This window comes from Halosubterraneus shenae, from assembly GCF_050510935.1.
Lineage (GTDB): Archaea > Halobacteriota > Halobacteria > Halobacteriales > Haloferacaceae > JBDGPU01.
Genome location: NZ_JBNLVO010000005.1, coordinates 12,291 through 25,737 on the forward strand (window position 1 = coordinate 12,291; position 13,447 = coordinate 25,737).

The window sequence follows — 13,447 nt, forward strand, 5'->3', positions numbered from 1 at the left end:
GTCAGTCGTCGACCGGTTCGATGCTCAGGGTATGACCGCGGTCGCGGCCGTGTTCCACGACGACTTCGGCCGGGTCGACGTCACCATCGGTCGGAACGACCTCCGAGAACGCGCAGTCGTCGCAGTCGACGCGCAGTTTCTCCGCGTCAGTCATGGCCGGCGACACCCCCTTCGACGGCCGTCACGGGGCTCGACCGTCGTGCAGGGTTTATAAGGGCGGTCGACAACGGCACAGTTCCGTCAGCTACAACAGGTTCATCAGCCATCCGTCGTGCGATTTTCTCTCTTGAGCCGGGTAAAGAACCACCGGGTTGTATATACACTGGATTTATAAGTGGATCCGTGCGACGAGGTCGAGTAACGGTCAGGGACTCGGTATCGGCTCCGGGACCGTCAGCGCGTTCGACGCGAGGTTACCGTGGGCGCGCCGCAAGCGACGCGAGAGCGACTGCTGTGAGACGTCGAGTTCGTCCGCGATCTCGGTCATCGTCGTCTCCGGTGGGATCTCGTAGTAGCCTCGCTCCAGCGCCGCTTGCAACGCCTCTCGCTGCTTGGGGGTGACACCGATCCCGCCGCTTTCGGTCGGCTGCTTCGGATGGTAGACGCGCCCGACCTCGTACGACAGGTCGCGACTGGTGCAGCCGGTCGAGAACGCGGAGACCTTGCTGTCGTCCTCGAAGCGGAGCCGGATCTCCCACTCGCCGTCCTGGCCGGCAGCTTCGAGGATCGTCGCGTCGTTCTCCAGCGCCACGTACGGGATCGCCTCCATGGTCGGATCCCACTCAGCGCGGTACAGCGTTTCCTCCGCGAACACGTCGAGCTGGTCGTACGCCTCGATCGTCGAATCACGCGAAAGCGCCGTCTCGAACTCCCCGTCACCGCCCCCGTGGGACCAGAAGTACGGCGTCACCAGTTCCGTGGGGTGGCCGACGACGCGCTCGATCTCGACGACCGTCTCCGGGGCCGCTAACAGCGTTTCGGCCATCGCGACCGACTCCGCCGGTGCAGTGAGCTCGACGAGTACCGTCATGCTGACCTTTCACCCGGTTCATAAATAAATCTGGATGCCGACCGTCGTGGCCCGGAAGCGGGTTTCCGGGGGGATACGAGGGTGCCACGTCGGCGACGTCGCCAGACACGTCCTCCGGAACGCCTCGCTGGTTCTCGCTGGTTCTCGCTGGTTCTCGCCTCGCTGTTCTTCCTGGAAGGGCTCGGGCTGCTGGTCATCACGGTGTACGTCGTGGAGGCGGTCTTCCACCTGCCGGGAGTCGGAAGCCTCGCGCACTCCGGGATCGTCGACCGGGACACGAACGTCGTCCTGCCCGACGCTGCTGATCGCGCTCGTCGGCATCGGCGGGAACCTGCTCCAGGACTGCCTGTACGTCGACCTCGACCCACGCGTCGACTACGACGGGGGCAGTGAGCACGCCCCTCACTCGGCGTCCGCAAGCAGGGCTTCGAGCAGCGCTGCCGTCCCGTCCATGTACCCCGCCTCGAGGACGTGGTCCGTGGCCTCCCTGGCGGCCGCGTCGGCGTTGGCCACGGCGTACGACTCCCCGGCCGTCGCGAACGTCGAGGCGTCGTTCTCGCTGTCGCCGACGGCGACGAACTCGCCCGGGTCGTACTCGCAGATGTCACAGAGCAGCTCGAACGCGACGCCCTTGCTGACGCCGGGCGATTTGACGTGGTACGCGTAGCCCGTGTCGACGACCTCCTGGCCGTGTTCCGCGGCCGCCTCCCGGAGCAGCTCCTCGTCGGCGTCCATCGACGCGGCGACCTCCGTCTCGCGCCAGCGATTCACCGTCGTCTTCGTCCCCCAGCCGAGGTCGCCGCCGCGCTCGATGAACGTCTCCGCGGCGTCCCAGCAGGCCTCCGGGTCGCCCGTGAACTCCGTCCGTCCGTCGGCGTAGACGACGCCGCCGTTCTCGGCGATGATCGTCTCCGGAAGCCCGAGGAAGTGCGCGAGCGCGACGGGGTACGGGAACGACTTCCCCGTTGCGAGCACGACCGGCGCGTCCCAGTTGGGGAGCAGCTCGAACGCCCGGCTGTCGAGCCGGTGGTCCGGCGTCGTCAACGTCCCGTCGATGTCCAGTACGAGCGGTGGGACCATATCCGGAATGTGGCGGGGCTGGTGAACTGTGTTATGCTTCCTGCACGGCCGCTCGCGACGACTCGCGGCGAGTCCCACCGCAACCGGCTCCCCGGTTCGACGAGTACCCCTCGGAAATCGGACGTAACTCGAGTTCAGGATAGTATGAATGGGTACCGTGCCCACGGGTGGTCCATGAGTCAGGATCCCGACGCCGTCGACGACGCCGATCTCGACGACGCGGTCGCAGCAGGCGCCACGCGGCTCGTGAGCGCGTATCTCCGTCGCATCGGCGTCGACCCGGCCACCGTCGAGGAACCGGACCTCGACACCCTCGCGCGCCTGCAGCGGGCTCACGTCACCAGCGTCCCCTTCGAGAACCTCGCCATCGTCGGCGACCCGTTCATCGCCGACGACGGCCCCGGCGTCGAGCTGTCGACGGCCGCCTGCTACGAGAAGGTCGTCGCGGCCGAGCGCGGCGGGTACTGCTTCGAGCTCAACGGCCTGTTCTACTGGTTGCTCGACGTCCTCGGCTACGAGGTCGACCGCGTCGCCGCGCGCGTCACGAGCGACGAGGGCACCAGCGCGCCCGCGAATCACCACGGCATCGTCGTCGACCTGGACTGTCGGTACGTCGTCGACGTCGGCATGGGCGTCCCCGTAATGCGCCAGCCGACGCCGCTCGACGGGGCCGTCCGGACGGACGAGATCGGGGTCGACTGGCGCATCGCCGAATGCGACCGGCCGGACGAGGCATTCCAGTCGATGTACCGCGAACCCGAATCGGACGACTGGCACGTTCGCTACGTCTTCTCCGACCACCCCCGCGATCTCGACTACTTTCGGGCGACGAACGACTTCCTCCAGACGGCCCCCGAGTCGCCGTTCACCGGGGATCCGGTGGTCCAGATCGCGACTGAGGTGGGTCATCGGAAGCTGTCGGGCACGACGCTGACGGAGCGGGAGGGCGATGCGGAAACCGAGCGGTCGGTACCGGAAGCCGAGTGGCACGAGACGGTCGCGCGCGAGTTCGGCCTCGTCGTCGAGCCCGTGGTCGCCCCCGCGTCGGACCCCGCACGCGACCCGGACGCCGGCTGAGGAGACGTCCACCGGAGGCCGAAACGTTTGCGAACCACCCGTGGAATTTTCTCCCCGGGCATCGACGGCCGAGGTATGACCGACACGCCTGAATCAGTCCGCATCAACAACCGGACTGAGCTGGGACGCTCCGCCGCGCACGACCTCGCGCTCGACTGCCTCGCCGCCGGCATCGAGGCCGCGCACCCCCGGAATGTCGTCCGCAATCGGCTCGCGTACGAGGACGGGGTTTTGCGCATCGACGGGACGCCGTACGACCTCAGCAAGTACGACGAAGTCGTCGTCCTCGGGGGCGGGAAGGCGGCCGCGCCCGTCGCCGTCGAACTCGAACGGCTCCTCGGCGACGCGCTCACGGGGGGCGTCGTCGTGACGAACGACCCCCGCGAGACGGACCTGATCGAGGTACGCACCGGGAGCCACCCGGTCCCCGACGAGGACGGCGCCGCGGGCGCACAGGCGGTGCTCGAGCGCGCTCGCAAGACGACCGCGGAATCGCTCGTCGTCGGCGTCATGACCGGCGGCGCGAGTGCGCTGTTGCCGGCGCCGGGTGCGGGCGTCGACCTCGACGACCTTCGCGAGACGACGGGGACCCTGCTGGAGGCGGGTGCCTCCATCGACGAGATCAACGCCGTCCGGAAGCACCTCTCGGCGATCAAGGGCGGGAAACTCGCCGCCGCGGCCGCGCCGGCCGAGATCGCCTGCCTGCTCTTCTCCGACGTCGTCGGCGACGATCCCAGCACCATCGGCAGCGGGCCGTTCGTCCCCGACGAAACGACGTTCCGCGACGCGCGGGAGGTGTTCGAGGTCCACGACGTCGAGGCGCCCGAGGCCGTTCGCGAGCGATTCGAGCGCGGCGAGTCGGGCGAGGTCCCGGAGACGCCGAAGCCCGGCGACGTCCTCTTCGAGCACGTCACGACGTTCACGGTCGCCTCGTCGCTGACGGCGTGTCTCGCTGCGCGCGATGCCGCCGCCGATGCGGACCACGAGGCGATGGTCCTCACTTCGCGGATCCGCGGCGAGGCGCGCGAAGCCGCCAAGTCCGCCGTCGCCATCGGCGAGGAGATCCGCGAAACGGCCAACCCTGTCGAGCCGCCCGCGGTCGTCGTCACCGGCGGCGAGACGACCGTTACGGTGCGAGGTGACGGCGAGGGCGGGCCGAACCAGGAGTACGCGCTCGGCGCCGCCGTCGAGCTCGAGGAGCCGGGCGTTGTGGTCGCCGCGGTCGACACCGACGGTATCGACGGGGCGAGCGAGTACGCGGGCGGCATCGTCGCCGCCGACACCGTGACGAAGGGGGAAGCCAGCGCCGCGCTGGCGACGAACAACGCGGAGCCGGTCCTCGAAGCGGCGGACGCCGCCATCGAGACGGGCCCGACCGGGACCAACGTCAACGACCTGCGCGTGATCGTCGTCGAGGACCGGTGAGGCGGTCGCTGCCCCACCCGTCGGAACCGGTTCTGGACTCTCGTCAAATTCGCCGAACCGGACGGCTTGAAGTGGGCGGAGCGAAGAGCAGTTCCCATGGGAGATGACGAGGTCGATCCGACGTCCGACCACGTCGAGGACGTGGCCGACGAGGACGCCCCCGACTGCGCGACCTGCGGCGACCCGGTAGTGGGTCACGAGTCGCGGGTCGTGACGTGGATCGAAGACGGTCAGGCGACGCATCGACACTTCTGTGACGACTCGTGCCGCGCGGACTGGGACGACGAGCGGGTGGATTGACAGGACGACGAGCGGAACGTCTTATAAGCCGACCGCCGTCACGGCTGCCGGCCCGCCACGGTCGCACCACTGCACCGCCAGCGCGGGAGGCTTTTTACCCTCGGAAGTGGTAGCCGGAGGCATGATATCACTCGAAGACGCCGTGACCGCGCGACTCGAATCCCACGGGGAGCGATTCGAGGTGCTCATCGACCCGGACGCCGCCCTGGAGATCAAACGGGACGAGTTCGAGGGGGACCTCGAGGACGTCATCGCCGCCGAGGACGTGTTCGAGGACGCCTCCAGCGGCGACCGGCCGGCCGAGGCCGACCTCGAGGAGGTGTTCGGCACGACCGATCCGCTCGCGATCATCCCGGAGGTCATCAAACGTGGCGAGATCCAGATCACCGCCGAGCAGCGCAAGGAGATGCAGGAGCAGAAGCGGAAGAACCTCATCAACACCATCACGCGCAACGCGGTCAATCCGCAGATGGACAACGCCCCGCACCCGCCCGAGCGCATCGAGCGCGCGCTCGAGGAGGCCGGCTTCACCGTCGACCCGATGGAGCCGGTCGAGGAGCAGGTCGACGACGCGCTCGACGCGCTTCGCCCGGTCATTCCCATCCGGTTCGAGGAGATCACGGTCGCCGTCCAGCTCCCTGCGGATTACGCGGGCTCCGGCCAGGCGAAGCTCCGCGAGTACGGGGAGCTGGAACGCGAGGAGTGGCAGAACGACGGCTCCTGGGTCGGCGTCATCACGTTCCCCGCGGGCCTGCAAAACGAGTTCTACGACCTCGCGAACGAGGTCTCCTCGGGCGAAGCCGAGACGACGGTCGTGAAGGACAAAGACGAGCTCTCCACCAGATAATGCCGCTCGACACCCAGCGTCGTCGGGCAGCTCGGGGCATCGATGCCGTCGAGCGGCGACGGCCGATTTCGGCCGGCCGCGACGACCCCCTGCAGACTGGGTTTAAATACGTCGAGGAGCTATTTACAGGTCGAACAGTGCAGGCAGCACACCACGACGAACGTCCCGCAGGCACCGCCAGCGTCGCGCGGAACGCGCTACTCGGCGGGGAGACTGCGGACTCTGTCTCGCCATGACGGCCGAACACAGTGCCGTCGTCGCTAAACGCGTCGAGAGTGGCAGCGCGGACCTCTCCGAGATCAAGCAGCTCGCCGACGCCGCCGGCTACGAGGTCGTCGGCGAGCTGACCCAGACCCGCACCGAGGACGCCGCGTACATGTTCGGCGAGGGCAAGGTCGACGAGCTCGCCGAACGCGTCCGCGAGACGGGCGCCCGGTGCGTGATCATCGACAACGACGTCGGCCCGTACCAGACGTATAACGTCGGGACGAAGCTCCCCGAGGACGTGGAGGTCATCGACCGGTTCACGCTCATCCTGGAGATCTTCGGCGACCGGGCCCAGACCCGCAAGGCCCAGCTCCAGGTCGAGCTCGCGGAGCTGCGCTACGAGCTCCCCCGGGCCGAGGTGAAGGCCAGCCTCGCCAAGCGCGACGAGCGCCCCGGCTTCATGGGACTCGGCGAGTACGACGAGAGCGTCGAGCAGGACATCAAACGGCAGATCTCCGAGATCCGCGACGAGCTGGAGTCGATCGCGGCAAAAGAGCAGCGCCGCCGCAAGCAGCGCCGCGACTCCGGGTTCGACCTCGTCGCGCTCGCCGGCTACACGAACGCCGGCAAGTCGACGCTGATGCGCCAGCTCGCGGCCGAGATCGACGTCGACGAGAACGCGGACCGCCACCCCGACCTCGAGACGACCGCCGAGTCCGAGGACATGCTGTTCACGACGCTCGGCACGACGACACGGCGCGCGGAGATGGACCGCCGGAACGTCCTGCTGACGGACACGGTCGGGTTCATCTCCGACCTGCCCCACTGGCTCGTCGAGTCCTTCGAGTCGACGCTTGAATCCGTCTACCGCGCTGACCTCGTTCTCCTCGTCGTCGACGCGAGCGAGCCGGTGCCGGAGATCCGCGAGAAGATCGTCACGTGTCACGACACGCTGTACGAGCGCAACGAGGCGCCCATTGTGACGGTGTTCAACAAGACGGACAAGCTCTCCGACGAGGAGCTCGCGGAGAAGACCGCCGCGCTCTCGTCGATCGCCCCGAACCCGATCACCGTCTCGGCGAAGACCGGCCGCGGCGTCGAGGACCTGCGAGATCGCGTCGAGGACGAGCTCCCCGAGTGGCGCCACGAGCGGCTCGTGCTCCCGATGACCGACGACACGATGAGCGTCGTCTCCTGGATCCACGACCACGGCTACGTCGAGGAGGAGTCCTACGGCGACGAGCACGTCGTCGTCGAGTTCGAGGCGCGCCCGACCGTCGTCTCGCAGGCCCGCTCGAAGGCGGCCGACCTCCGGCCGGCCGACGCCTGACCCGGAATACCGGCGACTGCTTCGACTTCGCAACGGCCGAATTTCCGCTCGCTAACAGGTCTGCACTCGGATCGCGCCGGTTATCCCGCCAGGGCTGTTACGGCGGCCATGAACCCCTCCAGCTCCGACGCCGACGCTGCGGACCTCCCCGCTGCGGTGACGAGCGAAGGCTACCGTATCACGACCGACGGCGACGACGAGACGTTCTTCGCGCTCTGTATCGAGGAACCCGACAGCGACGACGCCTGGATCATGTCCGACACGGTCCGCGGGCTCGACGGCATGCGCTAACGCGAATCGAATCCGCGAAGCTGCTCAGATCTCTTCCTTCCGCTTCTCCACGATCTCGACCCCGGAGATACGCGTGTCCGGGTACTGGCCGTCCGCGTCCTTCTCGGCGGCCTTCACCATGTCCCAGACGACGTTGAGCCCGGTCGTCACGCCCTCCAGCGCCTCCATCTCACAGCCCGTCTTGCCGGTCGTCTCGACGCCGACCTCCAGGACCACGCGGTCCTCGCGTACGTCGAAATCCGTGTCGACGTTGGTGACGGGGATCGCGTGACACATCGGGATCGTCTCCCAGGTGTGTTTGACCGCCTGCACGGCGCCGATCCGGGCCGTCGCGAGCACGTCGCCCTTGCCGATCTCGTCGGCGCGGATCGCCTGGATCGTCGACTCGGTGAGCTGGATCTCGCCGCGCGCGACGGCCCGACGGGCCGTGTCGGGCTTCGCCCCGACGTCGACCATCTGGACGTCGCCGGACTCGTCCGTGTGAGTGAGTTCGTCGGTGGGGTCGTCGACGGCGGGGTCGTCGCTGGCGGGGTCGGCCCCGCCGTCAGCGCTGGGGGTTGCGTCCTCAGTCATGGGTACGGAGACCCTGTGGGAGCCGGTCGATTAAGTCCGTCGCCACGAGCCCGTCCCCGAGCTCCTCGGCCGCGGCGTCGCCGGCGCGCCCGTTGGCGTAGGCGCCGATGGCCGCGGCGTCGAGCGGCGCGTTCGTCGTCGCGAGCGCGCCCACCGCGCCCGCGAGCACGTCGCCCGTGCCGCCGACGGTCATGCCCGGGTTGCCGGTGCGGTTCACGCGGACCGTCTCGCCGTCGGCGACGACGTCGTAGGCGCCCTTGACGAGCACCGTGTGGCCGATCTCGGCTGCGAACGCCTGGACCGCGTCCGCGCGCTCGCGCCACTCGTCGGCGCTCGGGCCGCCCATCTGCCGGAGCTCGCCCTGGTGCGGCGTGCAGATCAGCGTCGCGTCGGTGTCGACCTCCGGGACGACCGGGAGCGCGTCGGCGTCGACGACGACGGTTCCGGTGTACTCGGCGAGGAACTCCCGGACGAACTCCAACGTCGGGGCCGCGTCGCCGAGGCCAGGCCCGAAGACGACGGCGTCGTGGTCGGCGGCGAGCGAGCGGATCTGCTCCAGGTGCGCCGGCGCTAGCGTCTCGCCGCTGAAGCCGCGCACGATGAGGTTCTCGGAGAAGGCCTGGACCTCGCGCGCGACGCCCTTCGGGCAGGCGACGCGCACGAGGTCGGCCCCGGCTCGCAGCGCTGCCCGCGCCGAGAGCGTCGGCGCGCCGGTGTACGGGCCGCCGCCGACGACGAGGACCTCGCCGTGCTCGCCCTTGTGACTCCGCGGATCGCGAGTGAGCCCGAGCAGGTCGCCCGGGCCGGTGAACAGCTCCGCAGCCTCCGGAATCCCAATGTCGGCGACGGTGACCGCGGCGTCGAGGTCGGCGAGGCCGGGCTTCTCGTCGTGGAACGTGACGACGCGGTCGGCCTCGACGGCGACGGGTTCAGCGCCGGTGCCTGCGGCCATTTCGGCGCTTTCCGCGCCGGCAACCTCGCCCGTGTCGGCGTCGATGCCGGTGGGCACGTCGACCGCGACGACCGTCGCGCCGGCTTCGCGTGCCTCGTTGATCCGCTGTGCTGCGGTCCGCTCCGGATCGCGCAGGGCGCCGGTCAGGCCGGTGCCGAGCATCGCGTCGACGACGACGTCCGGAGCATTGCCGTCCGCGGAGTCGCCGTCCGTGGAGTCGCCGTCCGCGGAGTCGTCGCCCGCAGTCACTGAGAGGTCGCTCACGTCGGCGACGGCTTCGATCGGGATCTCCGCGGCCTCGAGCGCGTTCCAGTTCTCGCGGGCGATGTCGGTGCCGATAGAGTCGGGGCGACCGAGCAGTTTGACGGTCACCTCGTAGTCGGTGAGAAAGCGGGCGGTCACGAACGCGTCGCCGCCGTTGTTGCCGCGGCCACAGACGAGCGTGACGCTGGCGCCGGGATCGGCAACGTCGCGGACCTCGCGCGCGACGGCGTTGCCCGACGACTCCATCAGCTTCGAGCGCGGGACACCGAGCGCGGCGGCGTTGGCGTCGACGGCCGCCATCCGGTCGGCTGTTATCATGGGAACGGCTTCGCTCGCTCGGGGATTAAGCGTAGGGGGAAGGCGGCGAGCTGTTTCGGGGTGCAGTTGCGGTGGTTCCTCGGAGTCAGTCGTCCGAGGACGCTTCCGCGCGCGAGGTCGTCACGTAGACGCTCGGCTTCTCGACGATGAACTCCTCGATGAAGGCGGTGATGAACACGATCGTCTGGAAGACCAGGTAGAACCAGAGCGTGACGGCCGCGAGGTACTCCCGCGGCTGGTGGGAGAGCCCGTCGCGCCAGTCCTGGAGGTAGACGAGCGCCGTGACGACGATGGGTGAGAGGCCGATCGCCGTCCAGACCGCCCAGGCGCCCGGGACGTACGTCGCCGTCTCGACGCCGAACTTCGGGAGGATCGCGAGCGGGAGCCCGATGACGACGAAGGCGGGGATGATCGCGTACGAGAACGTGTAGATCGCGTCGGCCTTCTCCGAAACCGAGACGGCGGGGTTCCGCGGGATCGACGTGAGGTACCGGACCGCGACCTGCATCCAGCCGCGGGCCCAGCGCTTGCGCTGGCTCCACCAGGCCTGCAGCGTCGGCGGGTTCTCCTCGAAGGTGATGATGCTCGGGTCCATCACGAGACGCTTGCCGGCCGCGTGGATCTTCGAGGACATGTCGATGTCCTCGGTGAGCATGTCCTCGTCGAACTCCCCGAGCGTGTCGAACACCTCGCGGCGGAAGAACGCCTGGCCCCCGCCGAAGATGGTGAACCCACCGATGACCTCGCGGGCGAACAGGTCCGCCTTCTCGGCGATGTGGCGCTCGACCGTCGCGTGCAGCGCCAGGATCGAGTCGTCCGCGTTCGTGCCGTAACAGCGTCCCTTGATACACCAGATGTCGTCGTCGGTCTCGAACCAGGCGACGGCACGGCGGATCGCGTCCGGCCGGTACCGGTGGTCGGCGTCGATCATCGCGATGAGGTCGTGGGAGGCGAACTGGAGCGCGTAGTTCATCGCCTTCGCCTTCCCCCCGCCGGGCTCGTCGCGTTCGACGGCCGTGAATATCGAGTGGTTCGCGGCGGCCTCACGACAGATCTCGGCCGTTCGATCGACCGAGGCCGCCTCGTAGCAGAGGACGACCTCGAGTTTCTCGGCCGGGTAATCGAGGTTCAGACAGGCGTCGATCGTGTCCGGGAGGACCGGTTCCTCGTTGTACGCGGGGATCACGATACTGACCTCGGGCAGTTCCGCGTCCGAAAGCTCCAGGTCCGGCGTGTTGGCGCCGCGGAACGAGAGCAGCGCGGAGAGAAACGACCGGCCGACGAGGCCGACGAGGCCGACGAGCAGGAGCGTGTTCAGAACCCGCGGATACGCGTCGAAGACGAGCGTCGGCGCGAGTACGATGGCGACGAGCGCGACAGTTATCGCCGTGTACGACGCCGCCCGCCAGAAGGAGAACGTGGCGTCGTCGACGGTTTTGACTTCCATGGCAAGACCATCCGCTCGCCTGCAAAAAAGCATAGTGGTCGTGAGTGGAACCGCCCGCTGGCCTGTGCTTTCACCGACGATTCCCCAAGAATACTCAGTCCCCGGAGCCCTACATTTAACACTCTGCTTGGCAAAATTGACCGAAGTGTTTTATTGACGGGGTGAAAAGACTCGCCCATGTCAGGGCTGCTCCCAAGTGACAGGGAGGGGGTGACCGACGAGGCGGCCGGCGACGTCAGGGTCCTCGAGATCGACGACGCCGACCACCTCATCGAGTCGCTCTCGTCCGAGACAGCCCGTGCCGTGCTCTCCGCCCTCCATCAGGACACCGCCACGGCGTCGGAGCTCGCCGAGACGGTCGACACGTCGCTCCAGAACGTCCGGCACCACCTCGACACGCTCATCGATGCCGACCTGGTGCAGGTCGTCGACACCCAGTACTCCGTGAAAGGCCGCGAGATGGACGTGTACGGTCCGGTCGAGGACGCTCTGGTCGTCTGCGTCGGCGGCGACTCCGACCACGGGTCCCTCGTCGACCAGCTCACGGAGCTGGTCGGCGCAGCCGCGCTGCTGGCCGTCGCGAGCCTCTTCGTTCAGTACGCCTTCGAGACGGCGACGTCCGGTGTCGGCGGGCCGGAAACGAGCCCCCGCGTCGCCGACAGCGTCTCGGCGACGGAGCCGCTGCTCGGCTTCCTGCCGCCGGGGCTCGCTTTCTTCGCCGGCGGGTTGCTGGTACTGCTCGCGCTGCTCGCCTGGCGTAACCGCGACGTCGTCACGGGATAATGCCCGGTCGAGGTGGCGCAAGGACCGCCCGCGTGACGGTCGTGCTCTTCGCCCTGCTGCTGCTCGGGAGCGGCGGCCTCGCGCTCTCGGTCGCGGGCACGAGCCAGCCTCCCGCGGCCGCGTCGCCGGCGATGCTACCGCTCGACGCCGGAACCCAGGGCGTGTCGACGTCGAGCGTCGGTACCACCGACATCCTCGGGAGTGATCGCGATGCCGGAGTCCCGGTCGACGACAGCGACCCGCCCGTCGTGACCGATCTCGAGTCGGTTCACGCGAAGGGGGTCACCGGGGAGGGGGTCCGCGTCGGCGTCGTCGGCACGGCGTTCGACCGGAACGCCGACGCCATCGACGGCGCGGTGGTGGCCGCGCACGACGTGACCGCGAACCGACCGGCGTTCGAGCAGGCGGCAAACGCTCGCCACGACACCGCGGTCGCGGAGGTCGTCCACTCGACGGCGCCCGATGCCGGACTGGTGCTCGTCGAACTGGGCCCTAACCCCTCGCTCCGTGAGTACCGGAGTGCGATGCAGTGGCTCGTGAGTCAGGACGTCGACGTCGTCGTCGACTCCGGGAGCTACTTCCCGCGCTCGGCGACGACCGCCGAGGGCTTCGCCAACGCGACCGACCGGACGGTGAAGGAGGGCGTCGTCGTGGTTACGTCGGCGGGGAACCTCGGAAACCGCCACTGGTCCGGAACCGCCAGGGAGCCCGGGTGGGTCACGTTCGGTGGGGACGGCGCGGAGGCGAACCCCCTCGGCGGTGGGCAGGTGGCCGGCGACGTCTCGCTCCGGCTGCACGCGGACCGCTCGGCCGACGCCCGACTGTACCTCTACCGTCGACACGCGTCGCAGTCGGACACCGTCGTCGCGAAGGCGGACGCGAGCGACGGGGTGGCCGCGATCGACGCGACCGTGCCTGAGGGGACCTACTACGTCGCGGTCCGCGTCGCAGGCGACGTCGAGCGGACGAACCTCACGCTGTACGCGCCCTCGCACGACCTCGACTACGCGGTCGCCACCGGGAGCGTTCCGGAGACCACAGGCACCGGGGCGATGACGGTCGGGGCGGCCGCCGCCGACGGCTCGATACGGACCGATAGCTCCCGCGAGGGCGTCACGCTGGTCGCGCCAGGACGCGCGACGACGTCGGTCGGCAAGCTCGAGGGGACGTCGGCCGCGGCGCCGTACGTGGCCGGGTCGGTGGCGCTCCTGCAGGCGAGCGCCGGCGTCGACGCGGCAGAGGGACGGCGAATCCTTCTCGCGACGGCCGACCGCGAGGGGGACGTGGCCCACATCGACCTCGAAGCCGCCCTCGAGCAGGCGCGAACGTTAAACGCGTCCGCCGAGTCACGGGCGAACGTGACGGCGTCGAACTCGTCGTCATCGTCGAACGCGTCATCATCGTCGAACTCGTCATCATCGTCGAACGCGTCGTCGACGAACCAGTTAGCGGTGCCGTGACCGAACTGGTCGTACGTGGGTCGGTCCGTAGCCGGTCGATTGCCACCTCCTTTATTCCGTGCT

The 13,447-nt window shown here is 68.8% G+C and carries 15 protein-coding genes; 8 read left to right on the forward strand and 7 right to left on the reverse strand.

All coding sequences use genetic code 11. The features are described from left to right. Position 1: 1 nt before the first annotated feature. The 4 genes from ACQE3M_RS11580 to ACQE3M_RS11595 all read right to left on the reverse strand — a co-directional run bounded on the left by ACQE3M_RS11580 (position 2) and on the right by ACQE3M_RS11595 (position 2,110). Positions 2 to 154, reverse strand: a complete 153-nt coding sequence (locus ACQE3M_RS11580) for a hypothetical protein (protein ID WP_430505778.1) — start codon at positions 152 to 154, stop codon at positions 2 to 4. Between the two features lie 210 nt (positions 155 to 364). Continuing rightward, entirely contained in the window at positions 365 to 1,030 is a 666-nt protein-coding gene (locus ACQE3M_RS11585; protein ID WP_430505779.1) for a helix-turn-helix domain-containing protein, read from the reverse strand. Positions 1,031 to 1,048: 18 nt separating this feature from the next. Then, complete coding sequence (locus ACQE3M_RS11590) at positions 1,049 to 1,351, reverse strand: hypothetical protein (protein ID WP_430505780.1); 303 nt, start codon at positions 1,349 to 1,351, stop codon at positions 1,049 to 1,051. 81 nt (positions 1,352 to 1,432) lie between these two features. Beyond that, positions 1,433 to 2,110 (reverse strand): HAD-IIB family hydrolase, encoded by a 678-nt coding sequence (locus ACQE3M_RS11595; protein ID WP_430505781.1) that lies wholly within the window; start codon positions 2,108 to 2,110, stop codon positions 1,433 to 1,435. Between the two features lie 174 nt (positions 2,111 to 2,284). Here ACQE3M_RS11595 and ACQE3M_RS11600 point away from each other — a divergent pair, with 174 nt between their 5' ends. The 6 genes from ACQE3M_RS11600 (at position 2,285) to ACQE3M_RS11625 (ending at position 7,587) form a co-directional block, all read left to right on the forward strand. Further along, positions 2,285 to 3,187: an arylamine N-acetyltransferase family protein gene (locus ACQE3M_RS11600; protein WP_430505782.1), complete on the forward strand. Its 903-nt coding sequence runs from the start codon at positions 2,285 to 2,287 to the stop codon at positions 3,185 to 3,187. Positions 3,188 to 3,262: 75 nt separating this feature from the next. Beyond that, positions 3,263 to 4,612: a glycerate kinase type-2 family protein gene (locus tag ACQE3M_RS11605; RefSeq protein WP_430505783.1), complete on the forward strand. Its 1,350-nt coding sequence runs from the start codon at positions 3,263 to 3,265 to the stop codon at positions 4,610 to 4,612. A 96-nt stretch (positions 4,613 to 4,708) separates the two neighbouring features. Then, positions 4,709 to 4,912, forward strand: coding sequence for a DUF7576 family protein (locus ACQE3M_RS11610; RefSeq protein ID WP_430505784.1), 204 nt, complete (start codon positions 4,709 to 4,711; stop codon positions 4,910 to 4,912). A 121-nt stretch (positions 4,913 to 5,033) separates the two neighbouring features. Beyond that, complete coding sequence (locus ACQE3M_RS11615) at positions 5,034 to 5,759, forward strand: ribosome assembly factor SBDS (protein ID WP_430505785.1); 726 nt, start codon at positions 5,034 to 5,036, stop codon at positions 5,757 to 5,759. A gap of 232 nt (positions 5,760 to 5,991) precedes the next feature. Continuing rightward, the gene (gene hflX / locus ACQE3M_RS11620; protein ID WP_430505786.1) at positions 5,992 to 7,296 is read left to right on the forward strand and encodes a GTPase HflX; all 1,305 of its coding nucleotides are present in this window, start codon (positions 5,992 to 5,994) and stop codon (positions 7,294 to 7,296) included. Between the two features lie 108 nt (positions 7,297 to 7,404). Continuing rightward, the gene (locus ACQE3M_RS11625; protein WP_430505787.1) at positions 7,405 to 7,587 is read left to right on the forward strand and encodes a hypothetical protein; all 183 of its coding nucleotides are present in this window, start codon (positions 7,405 to 7,407) and stop codon (positions 7,585 to 7,587) included. A gap of 24 nt (positions 7,588 to 7,611) precedes the next feature. Here ACQE3M_RS11625 and moaC read toward each other — a convergent pair whose 3' ends face one another. The 3 genes from moaC to ACQE3M_RS11640 all read right to left on the reverse strand — a co-directional run bounded on the left by moaC (position 7,612) and on the right by ACQE3M_RS11640 (position 11,141). Continuing rightward, positions 7,612 to 8,160, reverse strand: a complete 549-nt coding sequence (gene moaC, locus ACQE3M_RS11630; RefSeq protein WP_430505788.1) for a cyclic pyranopterin monophosphate synthase MoaC — start codon at positions 8,158 to 8,160, stop codon at positions 7,612 to 7,614. Continuing rightward, entirely contained in the window at positions 8,153 to 9,694 is a 1,542-nt protein-coding gene (locus ACQE3M_RS11635) for an NAD(P)H-hydrate dehydratase (RefSeq protein WP_430505789.1), read from the reverse strand. The genes moaC and ACQE3M_RS11635 overlap by 8 nt, the downstream gene beginning before the upstream one ends. Positions 9,695 to 9,779: 85 nt before the next feature. Then, positions 9,780 to 11,141 (reverse strand): glycosyltransferase family 2 protein, encoded by a 1,362-nt coding sequence (locus ACQE3M_RS11640; protein WP_430505790.1) that lies wholly within the window; start codon positions 11,139 to 11,141, stop codon positions 9,780 to 9,782. Positions 11,142 to 11,318: 177 nt separating this feature from the next. Here ACQE3M_RS11640 and ACQE3M_RS11645 point away from each other — a divergent pair, with 177 nt between their 5' ends. Then, on the forward strand, positions 11,319 to 11,924 hold the full coding sequence (locus tag ACQE3M_RS11645) for an ArsR/SmtB family transcription factor (RefSeq protein WP_430505791.1): 606 nt from the start codon (positions 11,319 to 11,321) through the stop codon (positions 11,922 to 11,924). Next, positions 11,924 to 13,384, forward strand: coding sequence for a S8 family serine peptidase (locus ACQE3M_RS11650; protein WP_430505792.1), 1,461 nt, complete (start codon positions 11,924 to 11,926; stop codon positions 13,382 to 13,384). Before ACQE3M_RS11645 ends, ACQE3M_RS11650 begins: the two co-directional genes overlap by 1 nt. The last annotated feature ends 63 nt before the right edge of the window (positions 13,385 to 13,447 follow it).

Excerpts from the sequence above, each read along its gene's own strand:
- ACQE3M_RS11600 (WP_430505782.1), top strand. The coding sequence starts at position 2,285 with ATGAGTCAGGATCCCGACGCCGTCGACGACGCCGATCTCGACGACGCG.
- ACQE3M_RS11580 (WP_430505778.1), bottom strand. The coding sequence starts at position 154 with ATGACTGACGCGGAGAAACTGCGCGTCGACTGCGACGACTGCGCGTTC.
- ACQE3M_RS11595 (WP_430505781.1), bottom strand. The coding sequence starts at position 2,110 with ATGGTCCCACCGCTCGTACTGGACATCGACGGGACGTTGACGACGCCG.
- ACQE3M_RS11590 (WP_430505780.1), bottom strand. The coding sequence starts at position 1,351 with ATGCCGACGAGCGCGATCAGCAGCGTCGGGCAGGACGACGTTCGTGTC.
- ACQE3M_RS11625 (WP_430505787.1), top strand. The coding sequence starts at position 7,405 with ATGAACCCCTCCAGCTCCGACGCCGACGCTGCGGACCTCCCCGCTGCG.
- ACQE3M_RS11650 (WP_430505792.1), top strand. The coding sequence starts at position 11,924 with ATGCCCGGTCGAGGTGGCGCAAGGACCGCCCGCGTGACGGTCGTGCTC.
- ACQE3M_RS11640 (WP_430505790.1), bottom strand. The coding sequence starts at position 11,141 with ATGGAAGTCAAAACCGTCGACGACGCCACGTTCTCCTTCTGGCGGGCG.
- ACQE3M_RS11610 (WP_430505784.1), top strand. The coding sequence starts at position 4,709 with ATGGGAGATGACGAGGTCGATCCGACGTCCGACCACGTCGAGGACGTG.
- ACQE3M_RS11645 (WP_430505791.1), top strand. The coding sequence starts at position 11,319 with ATGTCAGGGCTGCTCCCAAGTGACAGGGAGGGGGTGACCGACGAGGCG.
- hflX (WP_430505786.1), top strand. The coding sequence starts at position 5,992 with ATGACGGCCGAACACAGTGCCGTCGTCGCTAAACGCGTCGAGAGTGGC.
- moaC (WP_430505788.1), bottom strand. The coding sequence starts at position 8,160 with ATGACTGAGGACGCAACCCCCAGCGCTGACGGCGGGGCCGACCCCGCC.
- ACQE3M_RS11635 (WP_430505789.1), bottom strand. The coding sequence starts at position 9,694 with ATGATAACAGCCGACCGGATGGCGGCCGTCGACGCCAACGCCGCCGCG.
- ACQE3M_RS11615 (WP_430505785.1), top strand. The coding sequence starts at position 5,034 with ATGATATCACTCGAAGACGCCGTGACCGCGCGACTCGAATCCCACGGG.
- ACQE3M_RS11605 (WP_430505783.1), top strand. The coding sequence starts at position 3,263 with ATGACCGACACGCCTGAATCAGTCCGCATCAACAACCGGACTGAGCTG.
- ACQE3M_RS11585 (WP_430505779.1), bottom strand. The coding sequence starts at position 1,030 with ATGACGGTACTCGTCGAGCTCACTGCACCGGCGGAGTCGGTCGCGATG.